The 19232-nt window shown below is 67.9% G+C and carries 14 protein-coding genes; 9 read left to right on the top strand and 5 right to left on the bottom strand.

Annotation, left to right across the window (positions count from 1 at the left end; genetic code table 11):
• Nucleotides 1-226: 226 nt before the first annotated feature.
• From ACIOU8_RS12615 to ACIOU8_RS12635, 5 genes are all read right to left on the bottom strand, one after another.
• Nucleotides 227-1120 (bottom strand): metallophosphoesterase, encoded by an 894-nt coding sequence (locus ACIOU8_RS12615; protein ID WP_400789937.1) that lies wholly within the window; start codon nt 1118-1120, stop codon nt 227-229.
• A 40-nt stretch (nt 1121-1160) separates the two neighbouring features.
• Nucleotides 1161-2189 carry a LacI family DNA-binding transcriptional regulator gene (locus ACIOU8_RS12620; protein ID WP_400789938.1) on the bottom strand — a complete coding sequence of 343 codons (1029 nt, stop codon included), beginning with the start codon at nt 2187-2189 and terminating at the stop codon, nt 1161-1163.
• Complete coding sequence (locus tag ACIOU8_RS12625) at nt 2186-3994, bottom strand: ABC transporter permease (RefSeq protein WP_400789941.1); 1809 nt, start codon at nt 3992-3994, stop codon at nt 2186-2188. Before ACIOU8_RS12625 ends, ACIOU8_RS12620 begins: the two co-directional genes overlap by 4 nt.
• A 109-nt stretch (nt 3995-4103) precedes the next feature.
• A complete protein-coding gene (locus ACIOU8_RS12630; RefSeq protein ID WP_400789944.1) occupies nt 4104-5120 on the bottom strand; it encodes an ABC transporter ATP-binding protein in 1017 nt (338 codons plus the stop codon).
• Between the two features lie 40 nt (nt 5121-5160).
• Nucleotides 5161-6237 (bottom strand): extracellular solute-binding protein, encoded by a 1077-nt coding sequence (locus tag ACIOU8_RS12635; RefSeq protein WP_400789947.1) that lies wholly within the window; start codon nt 6235-6237, stop codon nt 5161-5163.
• Nucleotides 6238-7047: 810 nt separating this feature from the next.
• Here ACIOU8_RS12635 and ACIOU8_RS12640 point away from each other — a divergent pair.
• From ACIOU8_RS12640 to ACIOU8_RS12680, 9 genes are all read left to right on the top strand, one after another.
• A complete protein-coding gene (locus tag ACIOU8_RS12640; RefSeq protein ID WP_400789949.1) occupies nt 7048-8748 on the top strand; it encodes an ABC transporter substrate-binding protein in 1701 nt (566 codons plus the stop codon).
• A 2-nt stretch (nt 8749-8750) separates the two neighbouring features.
• Nucleotides 8751-9725, top strand: a complete 975-nt coding sequence (locus ACIOU8_RS12645) for an ABC transporter permease (protein WP_400789952.1) — start codon at nt 8751-8753, stop codon at nt 9723-9725.
• Nucleotides 9722-10720, top strand: coding sequence for an ABC transporter permease (locus ACIOU8_RS12650; RefSeq protein ID WP_400789955.1), 999 nt, complete (start codon nt 9722-9724; stop codon nt 10718-10720). Before ACIOU8_RS12645 ends, ACIOU8_RS12650 begins: the two co-directional genes overlap by 4 nt.
• Nucleotides 10717-11607, top strand: coding sequence for an ABC transporter ATP-binding protein (locus ACIOU8_RS12655; RefSeq protein WP_400789957.1), 891 nt, complete (start codon nt 10717-10719; stop codon nt 11605-11607). The genes ACIOU8_RS12650 and ACIOU8_RS12655 overlap by 4 nt, the downstream gene beginning before the upstream one ends.
• Entirely contained in the window at nt 11604-12536 is a 933-nt protein-coding gene (locus ACIOU8_RS12660) for an ATP-binding cassette domain-containing protein (RefSeq protein ID WP_400789959.1), read from the top strand. The genes ACIOU8_RS12655 and ACIOU8_RS12660 overlap by 4 nt, the downstream gene beginning before the upstream one ends.
• Nucleotides 12533-13840: an alpha/beta fold hydrolase gene (locus ACIOU8_RS12665; protein ID WP_400789961.1), complete on the top strand. Its 1308-nt coding sequence runs from the start codon at nt 12533-12535 to the stop codon at nt 13838-13840. The genes ACIOU8_RS12660 and ACIOU8_RS12665 overlap by 4 nt, the downstream gene beginning before the upstream one ends.
• The gene (locus ACIOU8_RS12670; protein WP_400789964.1) at nt 13837-15279 is read left to right on the top strand and encodes an aminopeptidase P family protein; all 1443 of its coding nucleotides are present in this window, start codon (nt 13837-13839) and stop codon (nt 15277-15279) included. The genes ACIOU8_RS12665 and ACIOU8_RS12670 overlap by 4 nt, the downstream gene beginning before the upstream one ends.
• Nucleotides 15276-18206, top strand: a complete 2931-nt coding sequence (locus ACIOU8_RS12675; RefSeq protein WP_400789966.1) for a beta-L-arabinofuranosidase domain-containing protein — start codon at nt 15276-15278, stop codon at nt 18204-18206. Before ACIOU8_RS12670 ends, ACIOU8_RS12675 begins: the two co-directional genes overlap by 4 nt.
• Nucleotides 18207-18315: 109 nt before the next feature.
• Nucleotides 18316-19224, top strand: a complete 909-nt coding sequence (locus ACIOU8_RS12680; protein WP_400789969.1) for a dihydrodipicolinate synthase family protein — start codon at nt 18316-18318, stop codon at nt 19222-19224.
• Nucleotides 19225-19232: the final 8 nt, after the last annotated feature.

Genomic DNA, 19232 nt, shown 5'->3' on the forward strand with positions numbered 1-19232 from the left:
TCACCGCTATTGAGACAGCGAGCTCTTGTGCCGCCTGAGTGTCGACAGCTACTGCATCGAAGTATTTGCCAACTCAAGAGCGTCAGCGAAAGCGGTGAGCGGCATGCGGCGTTCGGCTAGGGTCGACTCCGACCTAACCACTCTGACCGTCTTGCGCTCCGCGATTGTCTCTGGCGGTGTTCGAACACCTACCTTCGGCGGCGTACGGGTCACGGGCTCAATCCGATCAACGACCGAGGGTGCGCTCCCGCCAGGAGATCCCCCGGCCGGCGATCCGGCGACCGGCGTCTTCTGCACCCACTGGCTCCCCGACATCCGCACCGACTTCGAGCCCGACGACCGAGTGCACGATCGTCCCGTCATACACGTGCACGAGGTTGTACCCCTGCGCAGCATCCTGCCCCCTGGTCGCCCCGACCGGCTGAGCCAGATCCTGCCCGTACGCACTCGACGATGCGGCCGCCACCGGAATCCCCGCGAAGGTTCCGAACGACGGGTGATGCACGTGCCCCGACAGGATCCCCCGCACGTCCGACCCCGCCAGCACCGCAGCCAGCGCCGCCTGCTCGCGTAGCTCTACCGTCACCGCAAGGTCGAGCACCGTCGGCAGCGGCGGGTGATGGATCAACAGCAGCGAACCTTCCGGCGCAGGCGTAGCAAGCTCCCCAGCGAGCCACTCCAGCTGCGCCTCATCGACCCGCCCCCAGTGCTGCCCGGGAACCGTCGAATCCAGCACGATCACCCGCATCCCACCGAACCAGCGCACCTCGACCACGGCATCCGAAGGCCCGCCGGTAAGCCCCATCTCCGCCCGCATCGCCCCGCGCTCGTCGTGATTCCCCATGGCCCACACGACCTCACACCCCAACGCCTCCACCGCCGGCTCCACCAACTCCCGCAACCGCTGATACGACGACGCGTCCCCTCGATCAGCCAGATCCCCGGTGAACAGCAGAGCGTCAGGGCGAAGCCCCGAAGACACCAACCGCGACAACACAGAAGCCAGGTTCGCATCGGCATCCGCCCCACTGCCATACAGCGGTGCGCGTTCACCGGGAAGGTGCGTGTCGGAGATGTGCACGAAGGTGTGCGATGGGCGAGAGTGCTCGGTGAGGATCATTTCTCTTCCAGTGAGACGACGAACAAGTACAGGACAGAAGTCAGACGGTTGCGGCAGTCGACCCGCGCACGAGGGTGCCGACGAACGGCTGGCGAACGGTCGGCACGGAATCCGCATCCGATCCCGAAAGCAACCGCTGCATCGTCTCCACAGCCGCTGCGGCAACAGACTCGACCGGAATCCGCAGCGTCGTCAGCCCCAGCAGGTCGGCGCCGGGAAGGATGCCGTCGCACCCCGTCACGCTCACGTCGCCGGGCACAGACAGCCCCGCAGCACGCAACGCCCGCATGACGGCGAGCTGCCGATAGTCCGACGCGCACATCACAGCCGTCGCCCCATCGCGCACGGCATCCAGCGCCTCATCCACTCCATCGGTCGGCGCAGCGCCCGCAGACACCCGAGTCACGGAAGCCCCACCAGCAACCAACGTCGCCTCCATCGCCGACGCACGCAGATGCTCAGCGAACGACACGTCCTCCGCGCCAGACAGCACGACAACCCGACGGTGCCCGAGCGACAGCACGTGCGAAGCCAGCATCCGCCCATGCTCAGGGTCGTCATAGTGCGCGGTATGAATCCCCTCCGCCGTCTCGACCCGCCCCGCGCGCACGATCGGCACCTGGTCGGCGAACGGCTCGAGCTGTGCGGCCGTGATTCCTCCGGTCGCCACGATCAGCCCCGCCACCCGCATCCCGAGCAGTCGGTGCAGCGCGTTGACCTGCTCGGCGCCCTGCTCATCGGCGCCGATCGTCACGGTCACCAGGTCGAGGCCACGCCTGTGCGCCTCATCCTGCAGCCGTGAGAACAGCAGACCGTAGGCCGGGTTGCTCGCGTCGCGCAGCATGAGCCCGACGGTTCCGGTGCGGCCGGCGGCGAGCTCGGCGGCCATCGTGTTGCGCACGTATCCGAGGCGCTCGGCCTCGGCGAGGATCCGCTCCTGGGTCTCGGGGGCGAAGCGCCCCTCGCCCTTCAGCGCCCTGGTCGCCGTGGCCCGGGACACCCCGGCGGCCGCGGCCACATCGCTGACCGTGACGCGCAATCCCGGCCCACCGGGCTCCGAAGAACTCATGCGCGAGCCTTCTTGGCCTTGCGGGGCGCACTCGCTTGGGAAGACATGCCGCGCGAACCTCGTCCATACACGAGATACATGGTGACACCCATGATGATCATCAGCAGCACTGTGTAGACGAACGTGATCGGCATCGCGTCGAGATTGTTCTCGCCGCGCGTGCTCTCTTGAATCGCCACACCCAGCGGCTTGAACAGCGGGTGGTAGAGGAAGATCGCCGCGTCGTAGTCGTCGAGCAGGCTGTTGAAGTTCAGCGCCGTGATCGCCGCGGCCGTCGGCAGCACCAGCGGAACCAGCACCTTGCGGAACGTCGTCAGCGACTTCGCACCGAGGATGCGCGAGGCGTCTTCGAGTGAGTCGGGCACCGACGCGAACCCGGCCTTGAGCAGCCGCAGCGTGAACGGGATCTTCACACAGATGTAGGCGATGAGCAGCAGGATCGGCGTGCCGGTCAGTACGAGCCCGCCGACGATCGCCCGCGGCTCGTCGAACGCGGTCACGAGCGCGAGCGCGATCAGCACGATCCGCAGGATCCACGGGATGTGCAGCACGTACTCGATCGCGGTAGTCAGCAGGTTGCGGTGCTTCTGCAGCATCCGCGCCACGAACAGCAGCCCGCCGACCACGACGATCGATGCCACGGCGCTGTAGACGACGCTGACGATGAACGGACGGATCGCCTCGGCACTCGAGAACACCGTGACGTAGTTGTCGAGCGTGAAGCTGTCGAGGGTGATGGAACCTGCGAGGATGCTGCGCGCATCGACGAACGAGAAGATCACGATCAGCACGACCGGGATCAGGTAGATCACCCACAGCAGGTAGGCGATGACGTGCACGACGACGTTCGCGAACGGGCTGCGGATCTTCTGCTTCTGGATCGGTGTCGCCACCTTCGCGACCGAGAAGTAGACGCCCGACTTCTCGAAGCGGTTCATGATCGCGAGCAGGATGATCGTCGCGATTCCGAGCACGATCGCCAGGAGTGCTGCGATGTCCCGCGTGATGGGGCTGCGCGACAGGTCGATGATCAGCGGCGCGACCGTCTGGAAGTCCGGCCCGCCGAGCACGAGGGGAGCCGTCAGCGCCCCGAGTCCGATGAGGAACGTCAGCACCGTGACCGCGAACAGCATGGGCTTCATGACCGGCAGCACGATGCGGCGCAGGATCGTCCAGGTCGAGGCGCCCATGAGCTTGGCCGCCTCGATCGACGCGTAGTCGACCTTGCCGAGCGACGACGACAGGAACAGCATGTGGTTGGTCGTGGTCGCGAAGGTCATCACGAAGACGACCGCGAAGTATCCCGAGAACCAGTCGCGGTCCATGTCGGGCCACCAGTTGACCATCATGTTCGTGAAGAACCCGAATCGGCCGTAGATGAAGTTGTAACCGGCGGCCAGCACGATGCCACCGTAGATCAGGGTGGTGGCATAGCCGAGCCAGAGGATTTTCGCCCCGCGCACCTGAAAATACTTCGTCACCAGCACGATGAACACACCGACCACGTTGACCGTGATCGACAGGGTGATCGCGAGCAGGAAGCTGTTGCCGAGCGTCTTCAGCGCACGCTCGCTGCCGAACAGCTTCTCGACGGCACGGATGCTGAACTGCCCGTCAGGGAAGAACGTGACGCCGAGCAGCGCGGCGTTGGGGAGTACGAGGAACGCCGCGGCGAACCAGATCACGATGATGCCCGTGATCCAGGCGAGCGGCGAGCGCAGCATCGCCTTCACGCTGCCGGGGCGCCCTCTCTTGTTGAGCCGCGGTCCCGCCGTCTGACCCTCGACAACCGCTTGGGTCGTCAAGGAGCCGGCTTCTCCGGTCACGGCCGCTGACGGCGGGACCGCGGGGTCTGTGTGGTTGTGAGAGCTCGAGGGGTTCTGGGAGTTCTGCGAGTTCTGGGGAGTCGACATGTCACGCCGCCGGGTACTGCAGGATCCAGCGCGGGTCGACGTCGACGCGCACCGCATCGCCCGGGTTCCACTGGCGGGCGCTCGCCGCAGCCGGAACGCTCACGCGCAGCGCAGCATCCTCAGCTCTCACCGTGTAGACGCTGTGGCTGCCGTGGTACGTGCGATCGACGATGGTGCCATCGAGCGAGGCGGATGCCGTCGAGGCCTCGCCGGCCTCGGCGAGGTGCAGCTTCTCGGGCCGCACGTAGCTCTCGGCCGTGGCATCCAGTCCGCCGCCGAGGCTCGTGATCTGCGCCGGGCTGAGACGGTTGTTCTCGCCGATGAACCGGCAGACGAACGGCGTCGTGCTGCGGTCGTAGATCTCCTCCGGAGTGCCGACCTGCTGCAGCGTGCCGGCGTCGAGCACGGCGATGCGGTCGCTGAGCGTGAGCGCCTCTTCTTGGTCGTGCGTGACGTAGACGGTGGTCACGCCGACCTCGTGCTGCAGGTCTTTCAACTGCTCGCGCAGCTGCACGCGCAGCTTCGCGTCGAGGTTCGACAGCGGCTCGTCGAGCAGCAGGATGCTGGGGGTCAGCGCGAGAGCGCGGGCGATCGCCACGCGCTGCTGCTGCCCGCCCGAGAGCTCTGACACGTTCTTCTCGAGCTGCGAGAGTGCGAGGCCCGTGCGGTCGGCGATCTCGTCGACGCGACGGCGCTGCTCGGCCTTCGACGTCTTCTGGACTGAGAGCCCGAACGCGATGTTCTCGCGCACGTTCATGCTCGGGAACAGCGCGTAGTTCTGGAACACCATGCCCACGCCGCGCTTCTCGCTCGGCACGCGCGTCACGTCGCGGCCATTGATGTGGATGCGTCCGCCGGTCGGCTCGACGAACCCCGCGAGTGCACGCAGGGCGGTGGTCTTGCCGCATCCGGACGGACCCAGGAGGGTGAAGAACTCACCCTCCTGGATCTCCAGATCGAGGTGCGAGACCGCGCGGTGATCGCCGAACGCGACCTCGACATCTTCGAAACGGATCATGTGTCTTTTCCGGTCGTCTTTCTGGCGGGGTTCGGTCGGGTCAGCCGATGTACTCGAGCGTGACCTTCTCGACCCAGGCGCCGAGGTTCTCGCTCACGAAGCCGAAGTCGATGTCCTGACGGTCGAGGGTTCCCATGAGCTCGACGACCTCGGGGTTGGCCTGCTCGACCGCGCCCTCGTTGACGGGCATCGAGTTGAACTCGGCCGCGAACTCGCCCTGCACCTCGGCGCTGCCGAACCAGTCGATGAACTCCTGCGCCTTGGCCTCGTTGCCGGTGCCGTTGATCTGCGCGATCTGCTCGGTGACGTACGGCACTCCGTAGTCGGGCACGATCATGCCGGTCGTCGTGCCGTACTCCTCGTCACGGGCGGCGATGCCGCTCGAGGGGAGCACGCCGTAGTCGATCTCGTCACGCGTGATGCGGGCGTAGAGGTCGGTGCCCTCGACAGCGGGGGAGCCGTTGGCGTAGTACGCCTCGACGAGCTCCCAGCCCTCGTCGCTGACACCCAGGTCGCCGTCTTCGTCGAGGTGACGCGACAGGATGCTGGCGAGCACGAGCTGCGGGGTGGCCTGGCCGAGTGCGGGGTTGACCTCGTAGCGGCCCGCGTACTTCTCGTCGGTCCAGAGGTCCTCCTCGTCGGAGGGAGCGTCGGTGATCCTGTTCTCGTCGTAGACCGTGACGATGGCCTGCTCGACGAGCGGCCAGAAGGCGCCGTCTGCCGGGTCGCCCGCGTCGGCGGGAACCTCGCCGCTCCACTCGGGCTCGTAGGCGGTGATCGCCTCTTCGGCCTTGAGCTGCTCGAAGAACATGTTGTTCAGACCGAACACGACATCGCCGACAGGGTTGTTCTTCTCGGCGATGATGCGGTTCGTGAGGTCGGCGCCGCCGAGGCCCACGATCTCGATGTCGATGCCGGCATCCGCTGCCTGCTCGGTGATCCACTCACCACGGCCGTCGCTGTTCGAGTTCGTGTAGACGATGAGGGTCGCATCCGACCCGCCGTCGCTCGAGCCGCGGTCGGTCTCGGTGCTGCCGCCTGCGCAGCCGGTCAGGGTCACGGCCGCCACCGCAGCGATTCCCAGGAGAGACCAGCGCTTCTTTCGGATGTCGACCATGGTCGCCTTTCTCGTCATCGAGGTATGTCGGATCTGACTTTACCCCGGAGTTGTGGTGTATGTACAACGATCGGTCTGATTCTTAGCCGCGTTCGCGCGACCGCACTCAAGATAGGCGGCGGAAGTGAACGCCGGGGGAGGGCGGGGTGAACGGTCGCCGCCGCCGGCATCTGTCTAGGCCCACATTCCGTCACGAGACCCACGTCCTGCGCGTGGGTCTCGCCGCGGAAGGTGGGTTTCGCTCGGACGACGCCCCGGCCATCCGCCGGCATCCACCGGCATCCACCGAAACCCACATCCCGTCACGAGACCCACGTCCTGCACCTGGGTCTCACCGCGGAAGGTGGGTTTCGCTCGGACGACGCCCCTGGCATCCGCCGGCATCCGCCGAGGCCCGCATCCCGTCATGAGACCCATGTCCTGCACCTGGGTCTCACCGCGGAAGGTGGGTTTCGTTCGAGCGCCGCCCTGGCCATCCGTCGGCATCCCCCAACATCCGCCGAGGCCCGCATCCGGTCACGAGACCCATGTCCTGCACGTGGGTCTCACCGCGGAAGGCGGGTTTCGCCGTGGGTCGGGGGTCTCACCACGGAAGGTGGGTTTCGGCCGAACACCACCCCACATCCCCAGGTCAAACCCCAAAACCGGCCCCGGACTCCCCGCCTCCCCGCATGACGATCCTGTTACAAAACCGCCACTCCTCACGAACCTCGGCTAGAAAAGTCTCACCAGTACAGTTGTACATTGCACTGTCATGGGGTTCTATGGAAACCATTCGCAATGGCGCAATCGACAGAAAGGTCTGGTCTCGTGACCGCATCTAAGAGGCTCCCCGCATTCATCGCCGCGGCCGCCGCATCCGCTCTGCTCATCTCCGGCTGTTCTGCCGGAGGGGGTGAATCGAACGCCTCACAGCCAGGCACCGACGGCACGCCCCAGACGGGCGGCACCGTGCACATGCTGCAGAACGCCGACTTCTCGTACCTCGACCCGTCCCGTGGGTTCGACGGTGGCGTCAACGCGTTCTACCGCCTCATCTATCGCGGCCTCACCATGCAGGCCGCCGGTGACGCCGACGACCCCAACAAGATCGTCCCCGACCTGGCCGAGTCGCTCGGCGAGGCGTCGGATGACGGCCTCACCTGGACGTACACCCTCAAGGACGACATCTTCTTCGACGACGGCACCCCCATCACGTCGGAGGCCATGAAGTTCGGCATCTCGCGCTCGTGGGACCCCCAGGTCGGCATCGGCTCGCCCTACCTGCGCCAGGTCATCGATGCCCCCGAGGGATACCAGGGGCCGTACGTCACGGGCGACCTGCCCACGATCGAGACGCCCGACGACAAGACGATCGTCTTCCACCTCAAGAAGCCGTTCCCCGAGTTCGACAACGTGCTCGCCCAGCCCAACGCCGTGCCGTTCCCCGAGGGCACCGGCGCCGGCGACGAGTTCATCAAGGACATCATCGCGTCGGGCCCCTACACGCTCGCCGAGTACACCCCCGGCAGCTCGATCGTGCTCGAGCGCAACGAGTACTGGGATGACGCGACGGATGACGTGCGCAAGGCCTACCCCGACAATTGGGAGTTCGAGATCGGCATCGACGCCGCCACGATCGACGAGCGCATGATCGCCGGTCAGAGCGACGATCAGAACGCCATCTCGGGCACCGTGAGCGCAGCGACCCTGCCGCGCCTGCAGACCCCGCAGCTGAAAGACCGCGCGATCACCGCGGATGCTTTCTGCACGACCTACATGTCGATGAACACCACCAAGGCGCCGTTCGACGACGTCAACGTGCGCGACGCCGTCAACTGGGCGATCGACCGCTCGGCCCTGGTCAACGCGAGCGGTGGCACGCAGCTCGCCGACCCGGCGTACACGATCATCCCCCCGGTGGTCTCGAGCTTCAAGGACTTCAACCTGTGGGAGACCGAGGGCGACAAGGGCGACATCGAGAAGGCTCAGGAGCTGCTCGACGAGGCCGGTCTCTCTGACGGATTCGAGTTCACCCTCGACATCCGCTCGCAGCCGCTCATGCAGGGGCAGGCCGAGGCGATCCAGCAGGCTCTCGAGCCGCTCGGCGTCACGGTGAACCTCAACGTCATCGACACGTCGATCTACTACGAGACGATCGGCACGCCGGCGCAGCAGAACGACGCCGCCATCACCGGATGGTGCCCCGACTGGGCCTCGAGCGCCAGCACGATCATCCCGCCGCTGTTCGACGGACGGAACATCTTCGAGAAGGGCAACTCCAACCTCGCCCAGATCAACGACCCGGCCGTCAACGACCGCATCGACGAGATCACCGCGATGACCGACGTCGACGAGGCGAAGACCGCCTGGGGCGACCTGGACGAGCAGATCATGGAGCTCTCTCCGGTGGCACCGCTCGTGTTCAGCAAGGGCATCTTCCTGCCCGGTGAGAACATCGCCGGCTACTACCCGAGCACCAGCCTGACGGACCTGACGATCATCGGTCTCAAGGACCCCTCGAAGGGCTGAGCATGACCTTCAGCTCGACATCGCTCGAGTCCGAAGCCACGCCGGCGGGTGACTCCAGTCTCGAAACGACACTGGAGTCACCCCCGGCCTCTGGCCGGCGGCTGCTTCGCGCGTTCCTGACCGACTGGGGAGCCATGCTCTCCAGTGCCTACATCCTGCTCATCATCCTGATGGCGATCTTCGCGCCGCTGCTGACGATGCTGAGCGGGTGGGGGCCGTACCAGTTCGACCAGTCGGCCATCGACCCCAACCTCGGCGCCATCCCGATCGGACCCTTCGGCGGCATCAGCGCCGAGCACTGGTTCGGTGTCGAGCCCGGCAGCGGCCGCGACATCTTCGCCCGCATCGCCTACGGTGCCCGCGTCTCGATGACGGTCGCCCTCTCGGCGACACTCCTCACCACCGTGATCGGTGTCGTGATGGGCCTGCTCGCCGGCTACTTCGGCGGACTCGTCGACCTCGTCATCTCGCGCGTCATGGAGTTCCTCATGGCGTTCCCCGCCCTCATCTTCATGATCGCGATCCTCTCGGCACTCCCCGCCGACAACCGCGTCTTCCTGCTCGTGGTCGTCATCTCGCTGTTCGGCTGGCCCTACCTCGCCCGCATCGTGCGCTCGCAGACCCTCTCGCTCAAGGAGCGCGAGTTCGTCGAGGCCGCCAAGGCGTCGGGTGCCACCAGCGTGCGGATCATCTTCCGCGAGATCCTGCCCAACCTGCAGTCCACGATCATCGTGATGGCGACCCTCGCGGTGCCGGGCTACATCGGCACCGAAGCAGGGCTCTCGTTCCTCGGCGTCGGTGTGGTTCCGCCGACTCCGAGCTGGGGCCAGATGATCGCCGCCGCGACCCCCTGGTATGCGGTCGACCCGATGTACTTCGTGATCCCGGGTGCCTTCCTCTTCCTCCTGGTGCTGTCGTTCACGACCCTCGGTGACCGCATCCGCACCATCGCCACCAGTGGGGAGGCCCGCTCATGATCCGCATCGTCGGCTCACGTCTGCTCGGCATGCTCGTCGTGCTGTTCCTGGTGACCCTGTTCACCTACGCGATCTTCTTCCTGCTGTCGGCGGATCCTGCCGTGCAGATCTGCGGCAAGAACTGCACGCCAGAGCGCATCGAGCAGATCCGGCTGAACCTCGGACTCGACCAGCCCTTCTGGACGCAGTTCTGGGGCTACGTCGGCGGCCTGTTCACCGGACGCACCTTCATGGTCGCCGGTGCCGCGGTCGAGTGCGCGGCTCCGTGCCTCGGCTACTCGTTCCAGACGAGCCAGCTGGTCGGCGACATGATCGTGCAGCGCCTGCCCATCACCGCGACCATCGCGATCGGCGCGGCGGTGCTCTGGCTGCTCGGCGGCGTCATCGCCGGTGTGCTCAGCGCCGTGAAGGAGGGCAAGTTCCTCGATCGCTTCTTCGCCGGGCTCACGCTCGGCTCGATGTCGATCCCGAACTACGTGCTCGCGCTCGCGCTGCAGTTCATCTTCGTGGTGGCGCTCGGCTGGCTGCCGTTCCCGCAGGCCGTGAAGTTCTCGGACGATCCGGTGCAGTGGTTCCTCAACTTCATCCTTCCGTGGATCGTCTTGGCGGTCGGCTATGCGGCGGTCTACACGCGCCTCACCCGCGCGAACGTGATCGACACCCTGCAGGAGAACTTCGTGCGCACCGCGCGGGCGAAGGGATTGCAGCCGGGGCTCGTCTGGCGGCGCCACGCGCTGCGCCCGGCACTGACCCCGATCGTCACGATCTTCGGCATGGATGTCGCAGGCCTGCTCGGCGGCGCCGTGATCACCGAGACCGTGTTCGGCCTCAACGGCGTCGGCAAGCTCACCGCCGACTCGATCACCGCGAACGATCAGCCCGTCATCATGGCCGTCACCCTGCTGTCGGCGTTCTTCGTGATCATCGGCAACATGGTCGTCGACCTGCTCTACACCGCCATCGATCCGCGCGTCAGAACGGGGGCCACCGCATGAGCGACACCGTCAACACCACCGCACCCGAGAGCGGAACCGGCAGCGGCCCGCTGCTGTCGGTGCGAGACCTCACCGTCTCGTTCCGCACGGCACAGGGGCCCGTCAGCGTCGTGAAGAACCTCGAGTTCGACGTGCCCCGCGGGGGCGCGCTCGGCATCGTCGGCGAATCAGGGTCGGGCAAGTCGATGACGAGCCTCGCGATCATGGGCCTGCTGCCCAAGGGCGGCACGGCCTCAGGCTCGGTGCGCTTCGACGGCGCTGAGCTGCTCGGGATGCCGGAGCGCGAGAAGCGTCGCATCCGCGGTGACCGCATCGCGATGATCTTCCAGGATCCGCTGTCGTCGTTGAACCCCTATTACAAGGTCGGCACGCAGATCGCCGAGGCCTATCTCTCGCACCGCAGCGGCGTCTCGCGCAAGCAGGCGCGCACGGTGGCGATCGAGGCGATGGAGCGCGTGCACATCCGCGACGCCGCCCGCCGCGTCGACCACTACCCGCACCAGTTCTCGGGCGGCATGCGCCAGCGCATCATGATCGCCATGGCGCTGAGCATGGAACCCGACCTGATCATCGCCGACGAGCCGACCACCGCGCTCGACGTGACGGTGCAGGCGCAGATCCTCGACCTGCTCGACGAGATCCGCGGCGAGACCGGCGCGGGCCTGATCCTCATCACCCACGACCTCGCCGTCGTGAGCGAGGTCACCGATCAGATCGTCGTGATGCGCGCGGGCGAGACGGTCGAACGCGGAGCCGTCGAGCAGGTCTTCAGCGACCCGCAGGCCGACTACACGAGGCGACTGCTCGACGCGGTGCCGCGTATCGACGATGAGATCGGCGTGCTGCGCACGACCGAGATCACCGTGCAGGACGGGAGAAGCGCATGACGAACACCACGACACCCCTGTTCCGCGGCACCGACCTGGTCAAGGAGTTCGCCACGGGCTCTGCCGGGCCGCTCGGCAAGTCGAAGACCTTCCGCGCGGTCGACGAGGTCTCGCTCGAGGTGCACCGCGGCGAGACCCTCGCCGTGGTGGGCGAGTCGGGCTCGGGCAAGTCGACCACCGCACGACTCGTCGCCCGGCTGATGGATGCCACCAGCGGAAAGCTCGAGTTCGAGGGCACCGACGTCACCCACGCGAAGGGCTCTGAGCTGCGGGAGTTCCGCGGCGCCGTGCAGGTGATCTTCCAAGACCCCTACTCGTCGCTCAACCCGAAGCACACCGTCGAACGTCTGGTGACGGCACCGCTCGTCTATCAGGGACGCAAGATCCCCGGCGGAGCCCGCGCCTTCACGCGCGAGCTCATGGAGCGGGTCGGCCTCAACCCGATGCACTCCGAGCGTTACGCCTCGCAGTTCTCGGGCGGCCAGGCGCAGCGCATCGGCATCGCCCGCGCCCTGGCCGTGCGGCCCAAGCTCGTCATCTGCGACGAGGCGGTGTCGGCCCTCGACGTCTCGGTGCAGGCGCAGGTCATCAACCTGCTGCGCGACCTGCAGTCAGACGAGGGGTTCGGCTACCTCTTCATCGCGCACGACCTGGCCGTGGTGCGGCAGATCGCGACCCGAGTGGCCGTGATGTCGCAGGGCGCGATCGTCGAGACCGGCATGCGCGACGCGATCTTCGAGCGCCCCGAGCACGAATACACGAAGACCCTGCTGCAGGCCGTGCCGCGCATCAACCCCGAGTGGGACGCACGGCGCCGCAAGGCCGAGGCTGCGCGTGCGGGCCGAAAAGCGGATGCCGAGCCGGATGCTGCGCAGGGTGCCGCACAGAACGTGACCCCCGCCGCGCCCGACACGGAGGACCCCCGATGACCCGCAGTGCGACGACCGCAACCCCGACCGCGCAGTACATGCTGCCCGGCATCCGCGTCCGTGAATACCGCACGTCGGTGCCGCTCGACTGGAACGCCCCCGACGGCGAGACCATCGAGCTGTTCGTGCGTGAGCTGGTCGATCCGGCATCCGACACCGCCGACCGCCCGCTGCTCACCTACCTGCAGGGTGGCCCGGGCGGCGCGAACCCGCGCCCGCTCGGCCGCGACGGCTGGATCGACGAGGCGCTGCGCGACTACCGCGTGGTGCTCGTCGACCAGCGCGGCACGGGCCTCAGCACGCCGGTGGATGCCGCGATCGTGGCCGACCGCGGCGACGCGGGCGGCGACTATCTCGCGTGCTTCCGCGCCGACTCGATCGTGCGCGACCTCGAGCATGTGCGCACCGCGCTCTATGACGGACGCCGGTGGGCGACCCTCGCGCAGAGCTTCGGCGGCTGGATCACGATGACCTACCTGTCGTTCGCTCCCGAGGGGCTGACGGCGAGCTACATCTGTGGCGGAGTGCCCGGCATGCCGCCCCGTGCGAGCGAGGTGTACCGCCGCACGTTCGATCGGGTCGAGGCCAAGACGGCCGAGTTCTACCGTCGCTATCCCGACGACGAAGCCGCGGTCGCGCGCATCTCCGACCGGCTGGTCGCGGGCGATGTGCGCCTGCCGGACGGCGACGTGCTGACGGTGAAGCGCTGGCAGTCGCTGGGCATCGACTTCGGCATGAAGCCGGGTTTCGAGCGCCTGCACTGGCTCGTCGAGAAGGCGTTCATCGAGCCCGATCGGCTGTCGCCGGCGTTCCTGCAAGACGTGATGATGCTGTCGTCGAGCGCCGGCAACCCTCTGTTCTGGACGCTGCAGGAGTCGATCTACGGAGACGAGCACAGTGGCCCGACGGCGTGGGCCGCGCAGGCCGAGCGCGAGCGGCGCCCGCAGTTCGACGAACACCGCCGACCCCTGCTCTTCACGGGCGAGATGGCCTTCCCGTGGATGTTCGACGAGGTCGGACTGCTGCGCGGCTTCCGCTCGGCCGTCGACCAGCTCGCCGCGAAGACCGACTGGTCACCGCTGTACGACCCCGCGGCCCTCGAGCGCAACGAGGTGCCGGTGGCGGCGGTCGTCTACTTCGACGACATGTTCGTCGACGCGGGTCTGCAGCTGCAGACGCTGGCGGGTGTCGGCAACTCGCAGTACTGGGTGACCAACGAATACGAACACGACGGGATCGGATCGGGCCGCACGCTGACGCGCCTGAGAGAACTCGTCCGAGACCGCGGAGGAGAGCGCGCATGAGCGACACGACCACCGGAGCACGCCCGCCGTACGCGGGAACCCGCTACCCGAAGCTGGCGCAGATCCCCGCCTTCCGCGAGTTCATCGCGCAGGGGTGGGACGACGTGCCGACCCGTCCCGACCTGCCCTCGGGCACCGCACAGTCGGCGGCCTCGCACCGCGAGCGCCTGAGCGCGGCGATGCCGGGCCAGACCCTGGTGCTGAGTTCGGGGATCGCCCCGGTGCGCAACGACGACTCGTCGTACGGGTTCCGCGCTGACAGCAGCTTCGTCTGGGCGACCGGATGCCAGACCGAAGACGCCACGCTGGTGATGTGGGCTCGGCCCGGCGGCCACGACGCCGTGCTCTACATGCCCGCACCGTTCCGTCCCGGCGACGACGGCTTCTTCAGCAACGCGCTGCACGGTGAGCTCTGGGTCGGTCCGTCCGCCGGACTCGCGGAGTGGGCAGACGAACTGCAGGTCACGGTCGAGCCCCTCGAGGCGCTCGCGGTGCGTGCCGCCGAGCTGCGCGGCGCGCTCGCCGCCCGCTCGGCACAGGCGCTGGCCGCGACCCACGACCTCGAGGTCTCCGCCGACCTCGAGCGCACACTCTCCCGCTTGCGCATGGTCAAGGACGACTGGGAGATCGGTCAGCTGCGCCTCGCGATCGATGCGACCGTCTCGGGCTTCGCCGCCGTCGTCGCCGAGATCCCCCGCGCGATCGCCGACGGGCTCGGCGAGCGCTGGCTGCAGGGCACGTTCGACCGGCACGCCCGCACGCACGGCAACGGCCCCGGATACTCGACCATCGTCGGCTCAGGATCGCACGCGCCGATCCTGCACTGGGTGCGCTGCGATGGCCCGGTCCACCCCGATCAGGCACTGCTGCTCGACATGGGTGTCGAGGCCCGCTCGCTCTACACCGCCGACGTCACGCGCACGGTTCCGGCGGAGGGCACGTTCAGCCCGGCCCAGCGAGAGGTGCACGACCTGGTCGAGAAGGCGCACCGCGCGGGTCTCGCACAGATCCGGCCGGGCACCCCGTACCTCGACTTCCACTTCGCTTCGATGCAGGTCGTGGCACAGGGCCTGCACGACTGGGGGCTGCTGCCGGTGTCGGTCGACGAGGCGCTCTCGCCCCAGGGGCAGCAGCACCGGCGTTACCTCGCGTGCGGCATCGGCCACCACCTCGGGCTCGACGTGCACGACTGCAGTCAGGCGCACTACGAGGACTACATGGGCGCCGACCTCGAACCGGGCGTCGTGATGACGGTCGAGCCGGGGCTGTACTTCCACGCCCATGACCTCACCCTGCCGCCAGAGCTGCGCGGCATCGGCGTGCGGCTCGAAGACGACATCCTCGTCACCCCCACCGGTTCCGACGTGCTCTCGGACGGCCTTCCGATCGACGCCGCCGGCATCGAGCAGTGGACGCGAAGCCAGTGGGCGACGCGATGACCCGGGGCAACGCGATGGCCTGGGGCGGTGCGGCGACCGAGGGTGGCGGTGTGACGACCGAGGGTGGCGCTGTGACGACCGAGGGTGGCGGGGCGACGGCATCCTCCGGCATCCTCTCGTCGGCGCTGCTGCGCCCGTTCCCTCTCGACCGAGTGCGCCTCGGCGACGACAGCGTCTTCGCCCGCGCGCGGGATCAGATGCTGCACCTGGCGCGCGTGTATCCGGTGGATCGGCTGCTCGCGGTCTTCCGCGCCAACGCCGGACTCGACACGCGCGGTGCGCTGGCCCCGGGCAACTGGGAGGACTTCGGGCACCCGAACGAGCAGGCATGGGGCGAAGCCGACTATCCCGGTCGTGAGAACGCACAGACCGCGAACCTGCTGCGCGGCCACTATGCCGGACACTTCCTGTCGATGCTCTCCCTCGCCTACGCGGGGGAGCGCGACGAAGAGCTGCGCGCCAAGGTCGACGACTTCGTCTCGGGCCTCGGCGAGGTGCAGCGGGCGCTCGCGGCGACCGGTCGCTACTCGCACCCCGGATTCCTCGCGGCCTACGGCGAATGGCAGTTCTCGCGACTCGAGCACTACGCACCCTACGGCGAGATCTGGGCCCCGTATTACACGACGCACAAGATCATGGCTGGCCTGCTCGACGCCTACGAGCTCACCGGCAGCATCGAGGCGCGCGACATCGCCGTCTCGATGGGGCACTGGGTCGCGCACCGGCTGACCCGCCTCGATCACGAGCGCATCCAGCGCATGTGGTCGCTGTACATCGCCGGCGAGTACGGCGGCATGAACGAGACGATGGCCCGACTGAGCGTCGTGGCCGACGAGCCGCTGTTCCTCGAGGTCGCGCGGCTCTTCGACCAGGACGATCTGCTCACAGCGGGCGCCGAGCGCCGCGACGTGCTCACCGACATGCACGCGAACCAGCACTTGCCGCAGCTGATCGGATACCTGCACGAGTACGACCTCACCGGCGAACGCCGCTACCTCGACGCCGTGCTCGGCCTCTGGGATCAGATCGTTCCCGGCCGCATCTACGCGCACGGCGGCACGGGCGAGAGCGAGCTGTGGGGCCCGCCCGGCACCGTCGCCGGCGACATCGGCGAGCGCAACGCCGAGACCTGCGCCACCTACAACCTGCTCAAGATCGCTCGGCACCTGTTCGCACTCACCCGCGATCCGCGGTTCATGGCGTACTGCGAGCGCGGAGCGCTGAACCACATTCTCGCCTCGCGGCGCGACGTCGACTCCGACACGAGCCCCGAGGTCGCCTACATGTTCCCGGTGAACCCCGGGGCGGTCGCCGAGTTCGACAACGTCGGCACGTGCTGCGGCGGCACCGGCCTCGAGAACCACGTCAAGTATCAGGACACGATCTTCTTCACGCGGGCGGGCGCAGGTGCAGAGGCGGACGCGGATGCGGAGGCGGATGCCGAGCTGTGGGTCAACCTGTTCGTGTCGTCGACGCTCGACTGGCGCGAGCAGCACGCGACGGTGCGGATGCAGACGACGCAGCCCCTCGGCGGCGTCACAGAGCTGCGCATCGACGGCGACGACGACTTCGTCGACGGCACGACGCTCACCCTCCGCATCCGCGTGCCCGCGTGGGCCGTGGACGACCAGATCCTGCACGTCGGTGACGAGCAGATCACCGCTCCCGTCGAAGACGGCTATCTGGTCGTGCGGCGGCCGTGGACCTCGGGCGAGGTGCTGCGCATCGAGTCGCGCGTGTCGCTGCGAGCCGTGCCGACCCCCGACGACCGGGTGCTGCAGTCGATCGAGTTCGGGCCGTCGGTGCTCGTCGCGCGGTCGGATGCCACGACCTCCCTCGACCTGGCGCTCGCCCAGCGGCGTCGGCTCGACGGCTCGCTGATCGCCGATGATGCGCGCTCCGCGGCAGACGTCGAGGTGGCGCTGCGGAACGACGGCGCCGTGCAGATCGCGGGTGTGCGCTTCGAACCGGTCTGGACCGGCAGCGACGACAGGTACCACATGTACGTGCGCGCCTCCGGGCCCACCATCGGGTTCCTGGGCGCAGAGACCGACGTGCCGGTGAGACTGCGGCAGGACGGCAGCTCGCTGCTCGATGACGTGTGGCGCGAGCCCGTGCCGTCGACGCGAGCGGGTTTTCTCGACAGGGTCGGCGAGACCGCGAGCGCCGCGCGCCGCGAGGGGCTGCTCGCGCAGAGCGAGCTCATCCAGGTGCTGCAGGCGGCCGCCGTCGCAGACATCGACGGGCTCGGAGGGCGCGCTCCCGGCTCGGTGCACGACGTCGACGCCTCGACGGTGACCTGGCGTGAGCGGGCCGACGGCGACGGCATCCCCGTGGTCGAGTGGAGCATCCCTCGGTCCCTCGCCGACGCACCGATCGCGCCGTCGGTCGCGATCACGACGCCCGCACTGCCCGCGCCGTCCGGCTGGTTCACGGAGGTTCCGACGATCGTCGTCGCAGCCGACGATCTCGCCGGGGCCGGGGCCGGGGCCGGGGCCGGGGCCGGGGCAGGCGACCTGCGGGTCGAGGTCGCGGTGGGAGACGACGGATGGATGCCGTACACCGGCCCCTTCTCTCTTCCCGGCGACGGCAGGCACGAGGTGCGAGCGCGCGCGACCGATGCGGCGGGGGCGACAGGCCATGCGTCGCGTGGCTTCGCGGTCGACACTGCGGCACCCCTCTCTCGGGCCACCGTGCGACGACTCGGATCGAGCGTCGAGATCACGCTCACCGCGACCGACGAGATCTCGGGCGTCGAGCGTATCCAGTGGGAGGGGCTCGGCACGTTCTGGGCGACCTTCCAGGAGGCATTCGTGCGTGCGCTCTCCGACGACGAGCAGGTCATCGAGTTCGCGGCGACCGATCGAGCGGGCAATGAAGAGCCTCGTCAGCGGCTGATTCTGCCGGCGAGGGGTGATGCCTCGTGAAGAAACCGCGAGACTCATGGACACAGGCGCCGTTCGCCACTAACATTGCAATTGTACTCATTCATCACCGTGGTGCCGAGGGGCGCCGACAGCACAGGAGTTCTGACTCATGACCGAAAAGAAGCCCTGGCACGGCGTCAATCTCGCGACGACCCTTCCGATCAACCCGGACTTCTCCGTCAACTACGACGCCTACGCCGAGCACATCCGCTTCACCACCGACAACGGTGTGACGGGGATCATCCCGAACGGATCGCTCGGCGAGTACCAGACGCTGACGGAGGAGGAGCGCAAGCAGGTCTACCTCACCGCCGTGGAGGCGTCGCCCGAGGGCGTCGCCGTGATCCCCGGTGTCGGCGCGTACGGCGCCATGGAGAGCGTGCGCTTCACCGAGCACGCCGCCGAGCATGGCGCACCGGCCGTGATGCTGCTTCCCCCGAACGCCTACCGGGCGAGCGATGACGAGGTCGTCGACCACTACCGCCGCGTCGCCGCCGTGGGCCTGCCGATCCTCGCGTACAACAACCCCATCGACACCAAGATCGACCTGCGCCCCGAGCTGCTCGCGCGTCTCTTCGACGAGGGGCTCATCGTCTCGGTCAAGGAGTTCTCGGGTGACGTGCGCAACGCGTACGCGATCCGCGAGCTCGCCCCGGGTCTCGACATCTCGATCGGATCCGACGACGTCGTGCTCGAGCTCGGCATCAACGGCGCCCTCGGGTGGGTCGCCGGCTACCCGAACGCGATCCCGGCATCCACGGTCGAGCTCTACAACCTGTCGACCTCGGGCGACCCCGCCAGCTGGGCCAAGGCCCACGCGATGTACCGCGACCTGCACCCGCTGCTGCGCTGGGACTCGAAGACCTGGTTCGTGCAGGCGATCAAGCTCTCGCAGGAGGTCGCCGGTGTCGCGCCCGCGGGCATCACGACCCGCCCGCCGCGCCTGCCGCTTCCCGACGAGGTGCGCACGCGTATCATCGCCGACACCGAGGCCGTTCTGGCCAAGGGCTACCGCTGATCCGGAGA

Origin of the sequence: Microbacterium sp. NPDC087589 (assembly GCF_044743635.1) — a bacterium.
GTDB lineage: Bacteria > Actinomycetota > Actinomycetes > Actinomycetales > Microbacteriaceae > Microbacterium.